This is a genomic window from Alteromonas sp. RKMC-009, from assembly GCF_003584565.2.
Taxonomy (GTDB): Bacteria; Pseudomonadota; Gammaproteobacteria; order Enterobacterales; family Alteromonadaceae; genus Alteromonas.
In genome coordinates this window covers 3270895-3288131 of sequence record NZ_CP031010.1, presented here as the reverse complement: position 1 = coordinate 3288131, position 17237 = coordinate 3270895, and the positions used below count along the sequence as shown (strand labels likewise).

Here is a 17237-nt window from a genome sequence, read left to right as displayed (position 1 = left end):
TGCGTCCCTGATGATTATTTCTGAGCTAAGCAGTATGACGTAAAAGCAATTTCAGGTGCAAGTCACAAAAAGTAAGGGGGCGTGTCAGCCCCCTTAACATTAATTACTTACCCAGAATCCGGCTCAGTTCATCATCTGCAGATGATTTGCCGCCTTTGATACCTGCCTCAGACAGGCGTTTTTCAAGATCGCTGGTGGACTCTTCAGCCGCCAGCTCTTCGGCAGCCTGCAACTCAGCGGTGCGAAGTTTTTGCTTTTCCTGAATCCGCGATAAAGATTCTGTCGCAGTCTTCATTTTACTGTTCGCACCCATATGGCGTGAAGATACAGCTACCTGCGCTTTTTGCACACTTTCAGTCGCCTTTACCATATCTACCTGCTGTTCCAGGCGGCGCAGGTTTGCTTTGGCCTGCTGAATATTTTGAGCCAGTTGCTTCTCGGATTGTTTGAACTGATCAAGGTATTGCTGTTCCTGTTCCTGCTCAGCTTTCAAATCAGACACTTTCTGTGCACAATCCAGTGCCAGTTGACGGTCTGTTTCAACCGCTTTGCGGGCATGGGCTTCGTACTCAGCAATAGACGCGCTGAAGCTGTCTACTTTCTGTTGCGATAATTTGCATTTCGCCAGGATTTGCGTGCGGGCGTGGTCAGATTTACGTAACTCTTCTTTCGCTTCACGGATCTCCTGCTCAAGAATTCTGATTGCCTGACTGTCGGCTACGGCTTGCGCAGCTTCAGTGGCACCACCTTTCACAGCTGTTACTAATTTTTTCCAAACAGACATTCGCTTCTCCTGTCAGGTTATTTTAAATGCGTTTCGTAGGCATCTAAGAAAGACGCTACGTTTTGAAACAAGGTTTCAACTTCGATCACGATACTTTCAGGCTTTGACTGGGCACTCAGTGCGCCAAAAGCTGTGTAGTATTCATCACCACCAATGGTAGAAATACCTACTGTCGTCAGCGGAAATACCATGTGCGTTGACAGAATCTCATGATCCAAAGCCGGCTTGTCTTTTACATCGGAAGCCGGGAATAACAGACTTTCCACCAGGATTTGCTCGCCACTCAGTGCCAGCCAGGCATCAATGCCATCCTGATTAGCAATGAGAAGGCAGCCTTCTTCACGGGTGATGACAAAGTCGTCGTGTTCTTGCAAGAGGGATTCAAGCTTTTCCAGATCCCACGTCATAACGTCTCTCCTTTACGATTGAAGCGAAAATGTCGACAACACTGTAAACGACTTTTAAAGTGCACGACAACATTCACGGGGTTCAGTGTAGACAGGTTGGGGCAAAGTAGTCAATAATCAATACCTCTCTTATGTGTAAAAAAGTGTGTTTTTGTAAAAAATAACTCACAAATGGTGGTTTTCTGATGGCGAAAAATAATTGGCGGCAAGCGGTGGCAAGGCTGGTAAAGTCAGAAATGTCGGTGAGAGGTGTTAAATATCAGGCACTTAGTGACCGGTTAGCCGAAATTGGGGTGGAGCAGAGTGCAGATAACCTGCGAAACAAAGTGAATAAAGGTATTATGGGAGCGGATTTGTTTTTGCAGATCATGATGGTGCTAAATGCCCGGCCACTTGCTATGCAGGCCGTTGGTGACATTCTTAACGATATGGATGATGACTGAGACGTCTACCCGGGTAATCGGGGATTAAGGTAATCCTGTGAAACAGATAAAAAAAACCCGGTAAAGCTACCGGGTCAGAATAGGATCTGTTTGGGAGAACATCATCACTATCTGTACGTATCTTAAGCGTTTAAGTCCGCGCTGTATAATGTTTATGCGTATTTCGGTATATATATAGTTATTTAAAAATATACGTGCGTATATTTACGAGTTTTAATTTACTGATTTTGAAGTGAAAAATGAAGTTATCTGATTTTAGTTTCGAGCTGCCAGAGCATTTGATTGCCAAATATCCTACAGAAAAACGTCGTGCCAGCCGTCTTCTGTGCCTGGATGGGAATACCGGTTCAGTTAAACATCAGCAGTTCGCTGAGATGCTGTCTCTGGTAGATGAAGGTGACTTGCTGGTATTCAATAATACCCGGGTAATTCCTGCGCGGCTGAGAGGTAAAAAAGCCTCCGGCGGCCAGGTGGAAGTGCTGGTGGAGCGGATCTTAGATAATAATCAGGTACTGGCCCACGTGCGTGCCAGTAAGGCGCCCAAACCCGGTACTCAGTTGTTGCTGGAAGAAAAGGTGCACGTCACCGTGACGGGCAGGGAAGGCGCGCTATTTCTCATTCATTTTGATGATGCGGCTTCAGTACTTTCTCAACTTGAGCAATATGGCCATATGCCGCTGCCTCCTTACATAGACCGTGCTGATGAAAGCAGTGATAAAGAGCGTTACCAGACTGTTTATAATCAGAAGCCCGGCGCAGTGGCTGCACCGACAGCCGGATTACATTTTGACGACGACATGCTGACCGCCCTGCGGGCTAAAGGTGTGAATCTGGCGTTTGTTACTCTGCACGTCGGGGCCGGCACATTTCAGCCGGTGCGTGTTGACAATATTCAGGAACACGTTATGCACTCGGAGTATGCCGAAGTGCCGCAGAATGTGACAGACGCCGTAGTGGCCACTAAAGCTGCAGGTAAACGGGTTATTGCCGTGGGTACCACTTCGGTGCGTTCGCTGGAGTCGGCTGCAAAAGCCGCCGGTGATGATCTGATCCGGCCTTTCTTTGATGATACTGATATTTTCATCTACCCGGGATTCAATTTTAAAGTCGTGGATGCCATGTTCACGAACTTTCATTTGCCGGAGTCCACACTGATGATGTTGATCAGTGCATTTGCCGGCAGAGAACATGTCATGAAAGCCTATCAGGATGCCATTGCAAATGAATACCGTTTCTTCAGTTACGGCGACAGCATGTTCATTGAAAAAGCGCAAAGCCAGCCGGTATAAAGAGCAGGGTTGCGTTTAATTTCAGGGTTACCGCGCTGCAGAGCATGATCTGTACGCTGAAACTGGTATAATCGCCGCCAAATTTTTTATTTACGCCAGCTGCGTATCGCCCGCTGGTGATTTCGGGATACAGTTTTTAATGCAATTTGAACTACTTAAAACCGATGGCAAAGCCAGACGCGGCCGTCTGGTATTCGACAGAGGCGTGGTAGAAACACCGGCTTTTATGCCTGTAGGCACCTACGGTACCGTAAAAGGGATGACCCCTGAAGAGCTGAAGGACAGCGGCGCGCACATTTGCCTGGGCAATACTTTCCATCTGATGTTGCGTCCGGGCACCGGTATCATAAAGCAACACGGTGATCTTCATGATTTTATGCACTGGGATAAGCCAATCCTTACCGACTCCGGTGGTTTCCAGGTGTTCAGTCTTGGCGACTTGCGCAAGATCACCGAAGAAGGCGTGACCTTCCGTTCACCGATCAATGGTGAAAAAATCTTGCTGACACCTGAAAAATCCATGGAAGTGCAGCGGGATCTCGGCTCTGATATCGTCATGATCTTTGATGAATGTACTCCTTATCCGGCAACGGAACAGGAAGCGCGGATCTCTATGGAGCTTTCTTTGCGCTGGGCCAAACGCAGTAAAGAAGCCCACGGCGATAATCCGTCGGCATTGTTTGGTATTGTGCAGGGCGGTATGTATGAAGGTCTTCGTGACGTATCGCTGGCCGGCCTTGAAGAGATTGGCTTTGATGGTTACGCCATTGGCGGTTTGTCTGTGGGTGAGCCCAAAGAGGACATGATCCGCATTATTGAACACACGGCACCTAAAATTCCGCAGGACAAGCCCCGTTATCTGATGGGGGTGGGTAAACCGGAAGATTTAGTGGAGTCCGTTCGTCGCGGCATTGATATGTTTGACTGCGTAATGCCAACACGGAACGCCCGCAACGGTCATCTGTTTGTCACTGAAGGTGTGGTAAAAATCCGCAACGCCAAACATCGCAACGATACGTCACCACTGGACGAAAACTGCGATTGTTACACTTGTAAAAACTATTCACGCTCATATCTCCATCATTTGGACAAATGTAATGAGATCCTGGGCGCCCGTCTGAATACGATTCACAACCTGCGGTATTACCAGCGTGTCATGCAAGGTTTGCGTGATGCCATTGACGCAGATGATTTAGACGGATTCGTAAAAGAATTTTACGCACAAAAAGGTTTGCCGGTTCCGGCACTATAACAACAACATTTAAAAAATGAGGAAATTATGAGCTTGTTTATTTCTAACGCTTACGCGCAATCCGCCGGTGGTCAACCACAGGGTGGCGGTTTCGAAATGCTCATTATGCTGGGTGTATTCGGTCTTATCTTCTACTTCCTGCTTTACCGCCCGCAAGCCAAGCGTGTTAAAGAGCATAAAAATCTGGTCTCTTCACTGGGCAAAGGGGATGAAATTCTCACCCAGGGTGGCCTGGTAGGACGCATCACTAAGGTATCTGAAGAAAAAGACTTTATTGAAATTGCGTTAAACGATGAAACCAATATCGTTATCCAGAAAACCTCTGTTTCTGCAGTGCTGCCAAAAGGCACGATGAAATCGATTTAAGCTATGCTGCCAGAGCCGGGATTTTCCCGGCTCTCTGGTAAAAGGAAGTTCCTGTGTTAAATAAAAACTCGATCTGGAAAGTGCTGGTGGTCATTTTTATTATTGGCCTCTGTGCATTATATGCACTTCCCAACATTTACGGTGAAGATAACGCCGTGCAGATTTCTGCCGGACGCGATGCCAAAGTTGATGAACAACTGGTTACCCGCGTTCAGGATGCACTGAAAGCCAACAATATCAGTGTTAAGAAAACCGAATTCGAAAACGAGCAAATCCTGGTTCGCCTGAACAGCAGTGATGCTCAGCTTCGCGCCCGTGAATTACTCGAAAAAGAACTGGGTACGGATTATTACGTCGCTATGAACCTGGCGCCGGATACGCCGGAATGGCTGGAAAACCTGGGTGGTTCTCCCATGAAGCTGGGTCTGGATTTGCGTGGCGGTGTTCACTTTCTGATGGAAGTGGATATGAGCGAGGCAATCAAGAAATCTCTGGAAGATGCAGAAAACGGTTTCAGAACCTCTCTGCGTGAAGAAGGTCTGCGCTACCGTACCGTGTCTCAGCATGATGATTATCTGGATATCACGTTCCGTGATCAGGAGACGCTGGAAAAAGCAGAGTTCTTCCTGCGCAACCAGAATCGTGACCTGAGCTTTGAAGAAGTGGAAGGCATGAAATTACGCGCCGCTTTCTCTGAGGCCAAATTATCTGAAATCCGTGATAACGCAGTAAAACAAAACATCACCATCATCCGTAACCGTGTAAACCAGTTAGGTGTTGCTGAGCCTGTTGTTCAGAAACAGGGCGCAGACCGGATTGTGGTGCAGTTACCGGGTATTCAGGATACCGCACGGGCAAAAGAAATTTTGAATGCCACTGCAACGCTGGAATTCCGCATGGTGGACTTAGACCACGACGTTGCTGATGCTGTTAATGGCCGTGTGCCGGCCGGGTCTCAACTGATTAACGACCAGAGCGGCCGTCCTCAGTTGCTTGAAAAACGCATCATGCTTACCGGTAACCACATTACTGACGCAAACAGCGGCGTTGATGAATACGGTATCCCGCAGGTAAACATCTCGCTGGATTCCGAGGGTGGTAACAAGATGTCCCGTTCTACCCGCAGCAATATCGGCAAGCCCATGGCGACGGTTTTCATCGAGTACAAGTCGACCGGTGAACGTAATGACGCCGGTAAACTGATTTTCGAAAAGCATGAAGAAGTGATCAGTATCGCAACGATTCGTGCGCAGTTGGGCAGCAGCTTCCGTATTACCGGTCTGGATTCTCCGAAAGAAGCCCGTGACCTGTCTTTACTGCTTCGTGCCGGAGCATTGATTGCCCCCATTCAAATTGTTGAAGAACGTACCGTTGGCCCAAGTCTGGGAGCAGAAAACATCGCAATGGGTATGCAGGCCATCGTTTGGGGTCTGGCAGCGGTTCTGATTTTCATGATTGTTTACTACAAAGCGTTTGGCCTGATTGCCAATGTGGCTCTGGTGAGCAACCTGGTAATCATCATCGGTGTGATGTCTATGATCCCCGGCGCGACCCTGACCTTACCGGGTATGGCGGGTATTGTATTGACCGTTGGTATGGCGGTAGACGCCAACGTACTGATTTTCGAGCGTATTCGCGAAGAACTTCGTGACGGACGCAGTCCTCAGCAAGCCATTCATATGGGCTATGACAGTGCGTTTTCTACCATCCTGGATGCAAACGTGACTACCTTTATTGCCGGTATGATCCTGTTTGCTGTGGGTACAGGTCCGATTAAAGGCTTCTCCATCACGCTGATGATTGGTATTGCGACATCCATGTTCACCGCTATTCTGGTGACCCGTGTTATCACCAATGCAATCTGGGGCGGCCGCCGCGTCACTTCGCTGCCGATATAAGGAACCGTTACTATGCAATTTTTATCTTTGAACCATACGGTTAACTTTATGCGGTTGCGTGTAGCAACCATGATCCTGTCAACTGTGCTTATTCTCGGCTCACTGGTGTCGCTGGGCATGAACAGTCTGAACTGGGGACTGGACTTCACAGGCGGAACACTCATTGAAGTGGGTTATGAAGAATCCGCTGACCTTGAGAAGATCCGTTCTGAGCTGGCCGGAGCAGATTTTGCTGATGCCGTTGTACAAAACTTCGGAAGCAGTCAGGATGTGCTTATACGTATCGCGCCCCGGGATGGTGTAAAAGCCTCTGCCATTGGCGACCAGGTACTTGCTGCACTGCGTGCTGACGGTGAAACCGTAGACATGCGTCGTATTGAGTTCGTTGGTCCGCAGGTGGGTGATGAACTGACAGAGCAGGGCGGTCTCGCCATGCTGGTGGCACTGCTGTGTATTCTTGTGTACGTTGCCATGCGGTTCGAATGGCGCTTTGCGCTGGGTTCTGTGGCCGCGCTGGTACACGACGTTATTCTTACCCTGGGTTTGTTTTCTGTACTGCAAATCGAATTTGATCTGACAGTACTGGCCGCTGTGCTGGCGGTTATCGGTTACTCGCTGAACGATACCATCGTTGTGTGCGACCGTATCCGTGAAAACTTCCGCAAAATCCGTAAGGGTGAGCCTACAGAGATTGTAAATATCTCTCTGTCGCAAACCTTGAATCGTACCATCATTACTTCACTGACCACGGTGCTGGTACTGGTTGCGCTTTTCTATAAAGGCGGTGCGCTTATTCACGGTTTCGCAACAGCGCTGCTGTTTGGTGTTGCGGTAGGTACGTACTCTTCAATCTATATTGCCAGCTCTGTTGCGCTGGCACTGGGGATCAGTAAAGAAGACCTGATGCCGCCGCAGGTAGAGAAAGAAGGTGCCGATATGGACCCGCTTCCGTAAACAAATACGGGAGTACGATGTTGAAGAAGGTCGCTTTGTCAGCGGCCTTTTTTTATGACCCGTTTGCCGGTATCAAATGACGGTTTGTATAGGGTGGATTGTGAACAGTCGTTGAAATTTACAGCACCTTTTCAGGGCAGCAATTACAAAAAGGCCAGCGGGTTTGCGCTGGCCTTTGAATGCGTTTTAACTTCCGTGGAAGTGTGCACCTTTCTTCAGATGCTTCTTACTTCAGATGCTTTACGAGGCCCTGAACCACTTTCGGGCTGCCGGCTACGATTTCACCTTTGTAAAGAGGGTCGTTGTTACCTTTAAAATCAGTTACCAGGCCGCCTGCTTCACGCACCAGCAGTTCACCTGCTGCGATGTCCCATGCCTTAATACCACGTTCCCAGTAACCGTCTACACGGCCGGCTGCAACGTAAGCCAGATCCAGCGCAGCACTGCCAGCGCGGCGGATATCGCCACATTCGTGGAAGATTTTGTTCAGGCCGAGGGCATACTCACCAAACTGTGCTTTGTTTTTAAACGGCAGGGCAGTAGCCAGTACAGTTTCAGTCAGGTCGCGGGGTTTGGTTACACGGATACGGTAGCCGTTCAACTGAGCACCCTGACCACGGCTGGCGGTGAAAATTTCACTGCGGATAGGATCAAAAACAACAGCCTGGTCAAGGCGACCTTTGTGCAGAAGAGCAATGGAAACACAGAAATGGGGGATACCTTTTACAAAGTTGGTGGTTCCGTCCAGTGGATCAATAACCCACTGAAAATCTGAATCCTTACCGTGGGTTTCGCCACTTTCTTCACCCAGAAAGCTGTGATCCGGGTAAGACTGCTGAATTTTGTTGATAATCGCCTTTTCGGCTTCTTTGTCGATTTGCGTTACGTAGTCATTGGCGCCTTTCACTTCTTTCGTCAGGTCAGCACGATTCTCAAAACCGCGCACAATGATTGTTCCGGCAACACGCGCAGCGCGCACCGCAATATTCAGCATAGGATGCATAAGTAAACCACCAATTGTAAAAGATCATAGTAAACGTTGTACGGAAATTGACCATACACGTTGAAAGCGCGCGAAGTTTAACAGAGCCGCTAAAATATGCAATGGCCGGCGGCGAAAAAACGGCCCCGGCAGGGCGGGGTAAATAGCCATCCAGAAAGCTATTGTGCTATTATCCGCCACCCGCAAAATAGGTGAAGGTAACACGCATGCTCGACAACATCCGGATAGTACTGGTTAATACATCCCACACAGGCAATATTGGTTCAACCGCAAGGGCGATGAAAACCATGGGCCTGAGTAACCTGTATCTGGTTGATCCTGTGAGTGCGCCGGATGGCCACGCCAGTGCATTAGCGGCCGGCGCCGGTGATGTGCTGGCAAATGCGAAAACTGTTGCCACGCTTCAGGAAGCGGTTGCTGACTGCGGACTGGTCGTAGGGACTTCTGCACGTTCAAGAACTCACTCCTGGCCAATGCTGGAACCCCGCAGCTGCGGTCGTAAACTGATTGAAGAAGTACCGGATTATCCGGTGGCACTGGTATTTGGCCGTGAAAATAACGGTCTGACGAATGAAGAGCTGCAGCAATGCCATTTCCATGTGTGCATTCCCGCCAATCCGGAATACAGCTCACTGAATCTTGCCGCCGCAGTACAGACATTATGCTATGAAGTGCGCATGGCGTGGCTGGAGAAAGATGCGTTCCCTCCCACTGAAAATGACTACCCGTTAAACGAAGATCTGGAACGTTTTTACCAGCACCTCGAACAAACCCTTACCGGTACAAACTTTATTGTTAAGAACCATCCGGGCATGGTGATGACCAAATTACGCCGTCTGTTCAACCGTGCCCGTCCGGAAAGTCAGGAACTGAACATTCTGCGCGGCATTTTGTCGTCCATCGACAAAGCCGTAAAGTGAGGGTCGTACCGTGTTTCCGCGAATAAAAGAAGATATAAAAGGCGTCTTTCACCGTGACCCTGCGGCAAGGAATACCTTTGAAGTACTGACCAATTACCCCGGCCTGCATGCTATCTGGCTGCACAGGATCAGTCATAAACTGTGGAAACACGACTTAAAATGGCTGGCGCGCACGTTGTCTACGTTCAGCCGCTGGTTAACGGGTATCGAAATTCACCCGGGCGCCACACTTGGCAGACGAGTATTCATCGACCATGGCATGGGGGTTGTCATTGGTGAAACGGCGGTTATTGGTGATGACGTCACTTTGTATCATGGTGTAACGCTGGGTGGTACAAGCTGGAAGGCCGGAAAACGTCATCCTACCCTGGAGAAAAACGTGGTCGTCGGTGCCGGTGCGAAAGTGCTTGGCCCCATCGTGATTGCTGAAGGGGCAAAAATCGGCTCTAACTCGGTTGTTGTCAAGGATACACCGGCCGGAGCAACGGTGGTGGGTATTCCCGGACGCATCGTTAAAACCCAAAAAACTGCATCAGATGATCCGCAAATTACCCGTCGTCACCAGATTGCCGAGAAATACGGTTTCGATGCTTACGCCGTTTCTACAGACAATCCTGACCCGGTTGCCAATGCCATGGGCGTTATGCTTGAGCATATTCACCAGATGGACAATAAGGTGGAAGAACTTTGCGGCGTTATCCGCGCAATGGGCGGTGATGTGTGTACTGACAATCTGCATGCCATTAAAGCTGAAGACTTCGCTGATACGGGGATTGACCCTGTGGTGCCTCAACAGGGCGAAGTGCAGGACGATTTTGACCCGAAAATCTGATTAAGCTGATAAATAATACCTGACTAATTTACCAGGTTAAATACTTGACCATTTTAGTCGGGAATGTAACAATTCCCGCCTGAAAAAGGCTGGGAGAGAGTCATGAAATTAACGTCAAAAGGGCGCTACGCCGTTACAGCTATGCTGGATGTTGCGTTGCATTCAACCCGCGGTCCTGTGCCGCTGGCTGACATTTCCGAGCGTCAGGAAATTTCATTATCATATTTAGAGCAACTGTTCTCCAGACTTCGTAAAGAGAAGCTGGTCGACAGTGTACGCGGTCCGGGCGGCGGTTATTTGCTGGGCCGCGATGCCATGCGAATTGCTGTGGGTGAGGTCATCCGCGCCGTTGATGAATCCGTTGATGCTACCCGCTGTCAGGGACAGGCTGATTGTCAGGGCGGTGAACGTTGCCTGACTCACAGCCTCTGGCAGGATCTGAGCGACCGTATCAGCGTGTTTCTGGATTCCATTACGTTGGGTGAACTGATGTCTCAGCGTGAAGTGCAGGAAGTGGCCGGGCGCCAGGATAAGCAAACATCCATTATTAAACCTCTGGAAGACATCAAGGTTAGCATTCAGTTGTCATGACTCAAGCCCGTACACAACCCGTTTATTTAGACTATGCCGCCACCACACCGGTCGATCCCCGTGTGGCAGAGAAAATGATGGCGTGCTTAACCATGGACGGAAACTTTGGAAATCCGGCCTCCCGTACGTATCGCTACGGCTGGGTTGCTGAAGAAGCGGTAGATATCGCCCGTAATCAGATTGCCGATGTATTCAACTGCGATCCCAGAGAAATTGTTTTTACCTCAGGAGCCACTGAGTCCAACAACCTGGCGATAAAAGGTGCTGCTGAAGCTAACTTTAGCAAGGGTAAGCATATCATTACCGTTAACACTGAACATAAAGCCGTGCTGGATACCTGTGATGCACTGGCTGAAAGAGGCTTTGAAGTTACGGTACTGGCTGTGGACAGCGATGGTCTCATTACCTCTGAACAGATTGCCGGCGCTATGCGGGATGATACCGTTCTGGTAAGCGTGATGCATGCGAACAATGAAATCGGTGTGATTCAGGATATTGCAGCCATCGGTAAGTTATGTCGCGAAAGAGACATTCTGTTTCATGTGGATGCTGCACAATCTGCCGGAAAGCTGCCGCTGGATCTCAGTGAACTCGATATTGATTTGTTGTCAGTGTCAGCACACAAAATTTATGGTCCGAAAGGTATTGGCGCGTTGTACGTGCGTCGTCGCCCTAAAGCGAAAATCTCTGCTCAAATTCATGGAGGAGGCCATGAGCGGGGCATGCGTTCCGGCACGCTGCCTGTTCACCAGATAGTTGGAATGGGTGAAGCCTTTGCCCTGGCTGAGGCCGGAATGGCTGAGGAAAGTCAGCGGATACGTGGTTTACGTGACCAGCTCTGGCAAGGCATCAGCCAGTTAGACAACGTATATCTTAATGGTCACGCAGAACAGCGCTTGCCGGGAAATCTGAATGTCAGCTTTGGTGGCGTAGATGGCGAAAGCTTAATGATGGCACTGAATGATATTGCCGTATCATCAGGTTCTGCATGTACATCTGCCAGCCTTGAGCCGTCTTATGTACTGGCTGCACTGGGCATGAGTGCGGAACTGGCACACAGCGGGATCCGCTTTACGGTTGGACGTTATACCACACAGGCTGACATTGAATACGTGATCAGCAAGGTAAGCAGTGTAGTTACCACACTTCGCAGCGCGCAGTAGCAAGCACAAACGACCGGGCGGTTGGCCATATCACAACCGCGTAAACATTGAACTGACGGCCTGTTTCGGGCATGATGCGCACGCTTTTTCCGGCGCGGCATCAGCGGTCTGTCAGCGTATAGCGCCCGGAGCAATTCTTGAGTGGTTTACTCAGGTATTATACAATTTAACCGATTTATCGCGCTGGTCCGGCTGACAAACAATGTTTTGTTTTCAGTGATGCAAAGCAAGACCGACATGGCTTTGTAATGAAATGGACCCGCAATTTCAGGCAAACAGGTGAGATCCAATAATGAGTGAACAGATCGATCAGGCACTATCGCGTAAGTACGATGCCGGTTTCTATTCTGAAATCGAATCGGAAACCTTCGAAAGTGGACTGGACGAATCCGTTATCCGACGCATTTCAGAAATGAAAGGTGAGCCGGAGTGGATGCTTGAATGGCGTTTAAAAGCCTACAACGCATGGCTGCAAATGGAAGAACCGGAGTGGGCCCATGTGGAGTATCCTAAAGTGGACTTCCAGGCTATTTCTTACTATTCCGCACCGAAGAGTATGAAGGACAAACCTAAGTCGCTTGACGAGGTTGACCCTGAACTGCTGCGTACCTACGAGAAACTGGGTATTCCTCTGCACGAGCAGGAAATGCTGGCGGGTGTTGCTGTCGATGCGGTATTCGATTCTGTGTCCGTTGTGACCACATTCCGTGAAAAGCTGGAAGAGGCCGGTGTTATCTTTTGCCCGATTTCTGAAGCTGTTCACAAATATCCTGAGCTCATTAAGAAATACCTTGGCTCTGTGGTGCCGCGTACAGATAACTTCTATGCTGCACTGAATGGTGCGGTGTTCACCGATGGTTCATTCGTATTTATTCCAAAAGGCGTTCGTTGCCCGATGGAGTTGTCGACCTATTTCCGCATTAACGAGATGAACACCGGTCAGTTTGAGCGTACGCTGATTGTTGCCGAAGAAGGCAGTTACGTATCGTATCTGGAAGGCTGTACTGCACCTCAGCGCGACGAGAACCAGCTGCACGCAGCGGTTGTTGAGCTGGTCGCCATGGATGACGCACAAATTAAGTACTCAACGGTACAGAACTGGTATCCGGGTGACGAAGACGGTAAAGGCGGTATTTATAACTTCGTAACCAAACGCGGTATTTGTCACACCAATGCCAAGATTTCCTGGACTCAGGTTGAGACCGGTTCTTCAGTTACCTGGAAGTATCCTTCCTGTGTACTTAAAGGTGATAACAGCGTGGGCGAATTCTACTCTGTAGCGCTGACCCGTGGACGCCAGCAGGCCGATACCGGTACGAAAATGATTCACCTGGGTAAAAATACCCGCTCCACCATTATCTCGAAAGGGATCTCCGCAGGTAAGAGCAATAATGCGTACCGTGGTCTGGTGCAGATGGGCCCCCGTGCAGACGGTGCCCGTAACTTTACCGAATGTGACTCGCTGTTAATCGGCGATCAGTGCGGTGCACACACATTCCCGTATATTGAAAGCAGAAACCCTACCGCCATCGTAGAGCACGAAGCGACAACGTCGAAAGTGAGCGATGAGCAGTTATTCTTATGCCAGCAACGTGGTCTGGACGCGGAAAAAGCCGTGTCGATGATCGTTAACGGTTTCTGTAAAGAAGTATTCAAAGAGCTACCAATGGAATTTGCCGTTGAAGCTGGCAAGCTGCTCGAAATTAGTCTTGAAGGTTCAGTGGGGTAATAATGCTAAAAATTTCTAATCTACATGCCAGCGTCGAAGAAAAGACCATCATTAAAGGTCTGGATCTGGAAATTGGTCCGGGTGAAGTACACGCTATCATGGGCCCTAACGGTGCGGGTAAATCCACGCTGGGCTATGTACTGTCTGGCCGTGACGGCTACGAAGTGTCTGACGGTACGGTAGAACTGAACGGTAAAGACTTACTGGATTTAGACGTAGAAGAGCGTGCCCGTGAAGGTCTGTTCCTGGCATTCCAGTATCCGGTAGAAATTCCGGGTGTTTCTAACATGGAATTCATGAAGGAATCGGTGAATGCCATGCGCGAACAGCGTGGTGAAGAGCCACTGACTGCAGCAGAATTCCTCAAGAAAGCCAAAGAAGCCTGCAAGCAGGTTCAACTGCCGCTGGATTTCCTTAAGCGTGGCGTAAACGAAGGCTTCTCCGGTGGTGAGAAAAAGCGTAACGAAATCATGCAAATGATTCTGCTTGAGCCGTCGCTGTGTATTCTTGATGAATCAGACTCCGGTCTGGACGTTGACGCGTTGCAGGTTGTCGCTGACGGCGTAAACAGCCAGCGCGACGACAAGCGCAGTTTCATCGTGGTAACCCACTATCAGCGTCTGCTGGACTACATCAAGCCGGACTTCGTACACATTCTGGCCGACGGTAAAATCGTCAAGAGCGGCGATGCGTCGCTGGCGCTGGAAGTTGAGAAAAACGGTTACGCTTTCTTAGGTAAAAAATACGAGGAGAGTGAAGCATGAGCCAATGGCTGGAACAAGTCATTGACAACGCTCAGGATGTTTCTGACTTCCTTTCTTCTCAGCGCAAAAAATCACTGGCAGCTCTGCAGGAGCAGGGCTGGCCGGGTAAGCGTACCGAGCAATGGCGTTTTACTCCGCTGACCAGCGTTGAGAAACGTAAAGCAATCAAAGCGAAGGTGACAGAAGAACCTGCTGTGCCGCAGATTGATAAGCTGGATACTATCGATCTGGTATTCGCTGACGGCAAGCTGGTGACTGACATCAGTGAACTGTCATTGCCTAAAGGCCTGAAAATCAAGTCACTGAAAAAAGCCGGTGACGACGAACAGGCGGCTATCAAAAGTATTTTTGCAAAGATTAAACCTGCCCGTCACACCTTCGGCCTGGTAAATGACGCCGTGTCTAAACAAGGTGTGTTCATCGATGTCGCTGCAGGGGCAAAAATCAAACCGGTTGTGCGGGTTTTGAACCTCAGCACTCAGGCAGGCGATGCCCATACCCGCGTACTGGTGCGTTTGGGTGAAGCGGCCAGGTTGACTGTTATTGAACACGGTGAAGGCACGGCTGACAGCCTGACGACGGCATTTGCTGAATATAGCATTGCAGATCATGCGCAGCTGGAACATTATCGTTTTGCCCTGTTTACCGGTAAAGCGAAACAAATCGGTGGCAGTCACTTTAAGCTCGGTGAAGAAGCCAGCCTGAACAGCACACTGGTTGGCTATGGCAGCGAATTAAGCCGTCTTGATATCGACGTTTGGCATGCCGGTGAGCACGCTAATGCGAAAATGAACGCCATTTATCTGCTGGCAGAAGGTGAACTGTTCGACCTGCATACCACCCTGGAGCACGCCGTTCCGAATGGTACATCAGAAGAAAATGCCCGCGGTATCGTAGGTGACGGTGCCCGCGCTGTATTTAACGGTCGTATCCATATACACCGCGATGCCCAGAAAACGCTGGCAGAGCTTAATAACCGTAACCTGTTACTTTCGCGCCGTTCGCTGATTAACACCAAGCCTGAGCTTGAAATTTATGCGGATGACGTGAAATGTGCTCACGGCGCTACGGTTGCAGAAATCGATGATACGGCACTGTATTACATGCTGAGCCGCGGTATTCCCCGCAGTAAGGCGCTGGTCATGCTGAATTTCGGCTTTATTCAGGAACTGGTTACCCAAATTCCGAAAGAAGTCATTGCTGACTGGTTGCTGCCTAAGCTCAGCGAACGTTTTGCCTCTATGGAGGTAAAATGAGTCTGGACGTGCAGGCCCTGAGGGCGCAATTTCCGATCCTCAGCCGCAAGGTGAACGGCAAACCGCTGGTCTATCTGGATAATGCAGCAACCACACAGAAGCCACAGGCAGTGCTGGATGCCATTATGGATTTCTACACCACCACGAATGCCAACGTGCATCGTGGTGCTCATGCGCTATCCGATGAAGCCACACGACGCTTTGAAAAAGCCCGTGACGATGTGGCCGCGTTTATTAACGCGAATGACCGTAAAGAAGTGATCTGGACAGCCGGTACTACCGAAGCCATTAATCTGGTTGCGAAAGGCCTGGGTCAGTTGCTGAAAGCCGGTGATGAAGTTATGGTAACTGAAATGGAACACCACGCGAACCTCGTGACCTGGCAGCAAGCCTGTAAAGTGTCCGGTGCCATATTAAAAGTTGCGCCCATCTTTGATTCCGGTGAGCTGGATACAGACGCCTTTACTGCGCTGCTGAACACCAATACCCGCCTGGTAGCTTTTCCCCATGTATCTAATGCGTTGGGTACGCTGAATCCGGTGAAACTGCTCACGGCGAAAGCGAAAGAGCATGGGGCGCTGGTGTTAGTCGACGGCGCTCAGGGCATTGCTCATGGCGGTGTTGATGTGCAGGATATTGGCTGCGACTTCTATGCGTTTTCCGGCCACAAGTTATTTGGCCCTACCGGCACCGGTGTGCTGTGGGGACGGGCAAACGTATTGCAGGACTGGCCGGTATGGCTGACCGGCGGTGAAATGATTGCCGATGTGACCTATGAGGATGCGACCTGGGGCGAACTGCCTAACCGTCTTGAAGCCGGAACGCCGAACATTGCCGGTGCTGTAGGTCTTGCCGCTGCGGTTAACTGGTTCTCAGCGTTGGATACCCATGCAGTACAGGCCCATGAAAAGGCATTGCTGGCCAGTGCTCATGAGCAGGCTGACGCCTTTGGAGGCATGCGAATTGTTGGTACTGCACCGGCTAAAATGGGTGTAATGAGCTTTATTCTTGACGGCATTCACCCGGCTGATGTGGGTTACATTCTTGATCAGCAGGGCGTTGCTATACGCACCGGTGATAACTGTGCGCAGCCGCTGATGAAGAAGTTTAATATTCCCGGCACGGCCCGCGCGTCATTTTCTATTTATAACACCCTTGATGAAGTGGACGTTTTGTTCAGTGCGCTTCGCAAGGCTCATATGATGCTTGCTTGATAAGGAGGCAACATGTCCGTAGAAACGTTTGTACCCTCTACTACCGTTATTTCTCTGACCGACAGTGCGGTAAAGCACTTTGAGAAAAAAGTCGCATCCAGACCAGGCAGCGTTATCCGCTTGTCTACCAAGGTAAGCGGCTGCACCGGTTACGCTTATGTGCTGGATCTGGCCGATGCCCCTGAAGCAGATGACGAACTGGTTTCTGCCAGCGATGCCCTTACGGTGGCGGTAGCGAAAGATGCGGTGAAGTTTGTCAGAAATACCGAAATTGATTACGTTCAGGAAGGGATCAATGGCGTAATCAAGTACAACAATCCTAATGTCGTGGACGAATGTGGCTGCGGCGAAAGCTTCAATATCGGTTAATAC

General features: G+C 49.8%; 18 protein-coding genes. 15 read left to right on the top strand and 3 right to left on the bottom strand.

Annotated features, from left to right (window positions below; genetic code table 11):
• Positions 1–103: 103 nt before the first annotated feature.
• Both DS731_RS14655 and DS731_RS14650 read right to left on the bottom strand, forming a co-directional pair.
• Entirely contained in the window at positions 104–784 is a 681-nt protein-coding gene (locus tag DS731_RS14655) for a PspA/IM30 family protein (RefSeq protein ID WP_119502033.1), read from the bottom strand.
• Positions 785–801: 17 nt separating this feature from the next.
• Positions 802–1191, bottom strand: a complete 390-nt coding sequence (locus DS731_RS14650) for a DUF2170 family protein (RefSeq protein ID WP_119502032.1) — start codon at positions 1189–1191, stop codon at positions 802–804.
• A gap of 185 nt (positions 1192–1376) precedes the next feature.
• Here DS731_RS14650 and DS731_RS14645 point away from each other — a divergent pair, with 185 nt between their 5' ends.
• The 6 genes from DS731_RS14645 (at position 1377) to secF (ending at position 7393) form a co-directional block, all read left to right on the top strand.
• Entirely contained in the window at positions 1377–1634 is a 258-nt protein-coding gene (locus tag DS731_RS14645; RefSeq protein ID WP_119502031.1) for a DUF6471 domain-containing protein, read from the top strand.
• Between the two features lie 239 nt (positions 1635–1873).
• Positions 1874–2923, top strand: coding sequence for a tRNA preQ1(34) S-adenosylmethionine ribosyltransferase-isomerase QueA (gene queA, locus DS731_RS14640; protein WP_119502030.1), 1050 nt, complete (start codon positions 1874–1876; stop codon positions 2921–2923).
• 139 nt (positions 2924–3062) lie between these two features.
• Positions 3063–4175, top strand: coding sequence for a tRNA guanosine(34) transglycosylase Tgt (gene tgt, locus DS731_RS14635; RefSeq protein WP_119502029.1), 1113 nt, complete (start codon positions 3063–3065; stop codon positions 4173–4175).
• Between the two features lie 27 nt (positions 4176–4202).
• On the top strand, positions 4203–4541 hold the full coding sequence (gene yajC / locus DS731_RS14630) for a preprotein translocase subunit YajC (RefSeq protein WP_119502028.1): 339 nt from the start codon (positions 4203–4205) through the stop codon (positions 4539–4541).
• A gap of 53 nt (positions 4542–4594) precedes the next feature.
• Complete coding sequence (gene secD, locus DS731_RS14625; protein ID WP_119502027.1) at positions 4595–6439, top strand: protein translocase subunit SecD; 1845 nt, start codon at positions 4595–4597, stop codon at positions 6437–6439.
• Between the two features lie 12 nt (positions 6440–6451).
• The gene (gene secF, locus DS731_RS14620) at positions 6452–7393 is read left to right on the top strand and encodes a protein translocase subunit SecF (protein WP_119502026.1); all 942 of its coding nucleotides are present in this window, start codon (positions 6452–6454) and stop codon (positions 7391–7393) included.
• Between the two features lie 226 nt (positions 7394–7619).
• On the opposite strand, the gene suhB is transcribed toward secF, so the two are convergent.
• Positions 7620–8396: an inositol-1-monophosphatase gene (gene suhB / locus DS731_RS14615; protein WP_119502025.1), complete on the bottom strand. Its 777-nt coding sequence runs from the start codon at positions 8394–8396 to the stop codon at positions 7620–7622.
• Positions 8397–8602: 206 nt separating this feature from the next.
• On the opposite strand from suhB, the gene trmJ reads away from it, so the two are divergent.
• The 9 genes from trmJ (at position 8603) to DS731_RS14570 (ending at position 17234) form a co-directional block, all read left to right on the top strand.
• Positions 8603–9316, top strand: coding sequence for a tRNA (cytosine(32)/uridine(32)-2'-O)-methyltransferase TrmJ (gene trmJ, locus DS731_RS14610; protein WP_119502024.1), 714 nt, complete (start codon positions 8603–8605; stop codon positions 9314–9316).
• Between the two features lie 10 nt (positions 9317–9326).
• Positions 9327–10148, top strand: a complete 822-nt coding sequence (cysE, locus tag DS731_RS14605) for a serine O-acetyltransferase (RefSeq protein WP_119502023.1) — start codon at positions 9327–9329, stop codon at positions 10146–10148.
• Positions 10149–10250: 102 nt separating this feature from the next.
• Positions 10251–10739, top strand: coding sequence for a Fe-S cluster assembly transcriptional regulator IscR (gene iscR, locus DS731_RS14600; protein ID WP_119502022.1), 489 nt, complete (start codon positions 10251–10253; stop codon positions 10737–10739).
• Entirely contained in the window at positions 10736–11902 is a 1167-nt protein-coding gene (locus tag DS731_RS14595; protein ID WP_119502021.1) for an IscS subfamily cysteine desulfurase, read from the top strand. Before iscR ends, DS731_RS14595 begins: the two co-directional genes overlap by 4 nt.
• 292 nt (positions 11903–12194) lie before the next feature.
• Positions 12195–13631, top strand: coding sequence for a Fe-S cluster assembly protein SufB (gene sufB / locus DS731_RS14590; protein WP_119502020.1), 1437 nt, complete (start codon positions 12195–12197; stop codon positions 13629–13631).
• A 2-nt stretch (positions 13632–13633) separates the two neighbouring features.
• Positions 13634–14395: a Fe-S cluster assembly ATPase SufC gene (gene sufC, locus DS731_RS14585; protein WP_119502019.1), complete on the top strand. Its 762-nt coding sequence runs from the start codon at positions 13634–13636 to the stop codon at positions 14393–14395.
• Positions 14392–15651 carry a Fe-S cluster assembly protein SufD gene (sufD, locus tag DS731_RS14580; RefSeq protein WP_119502018.1) on the top strand — a complete coding sequence of 420 codons (1260 nt, stop codon included), beginning with the start codon at positions 14392–14394 and terminating at the stop codon, positions 15649–15651. Before sufC ends, sufD begins: the two co-directional genes overlap by 4 nt.
• Positions 15648–16865 carry an aminotransferase class V-fold PLP-dependent enzyme gene (locus tag DS731_RS14575; RefSeq protein ID WP_119502017.1) on the top strand — a complete coding sequence of 406 codons (1218 nt, stop codon included), beginning with the start codon at positions 15648–15650 and terminating at the stop codon, positions 16863–16865. The genes sufD and DS731_RS14575 overlap by 4 nt, the downstream gene beginning before the upstream one ends.
• A gap of 12 nt (positions 16866–16877) precedes the next feature.
• Positions 16878–17234, top strand: a complete 357-nt coding sequence (locus DS731_RS14570; RefSeq protein WP_119502016.1) for a HesB/IscA family protein — start codon at positions 16878–16880, stop codon at positions 17232–17234.
• Positions 17235–17237 lie beyond the last annotated feature (3 nt).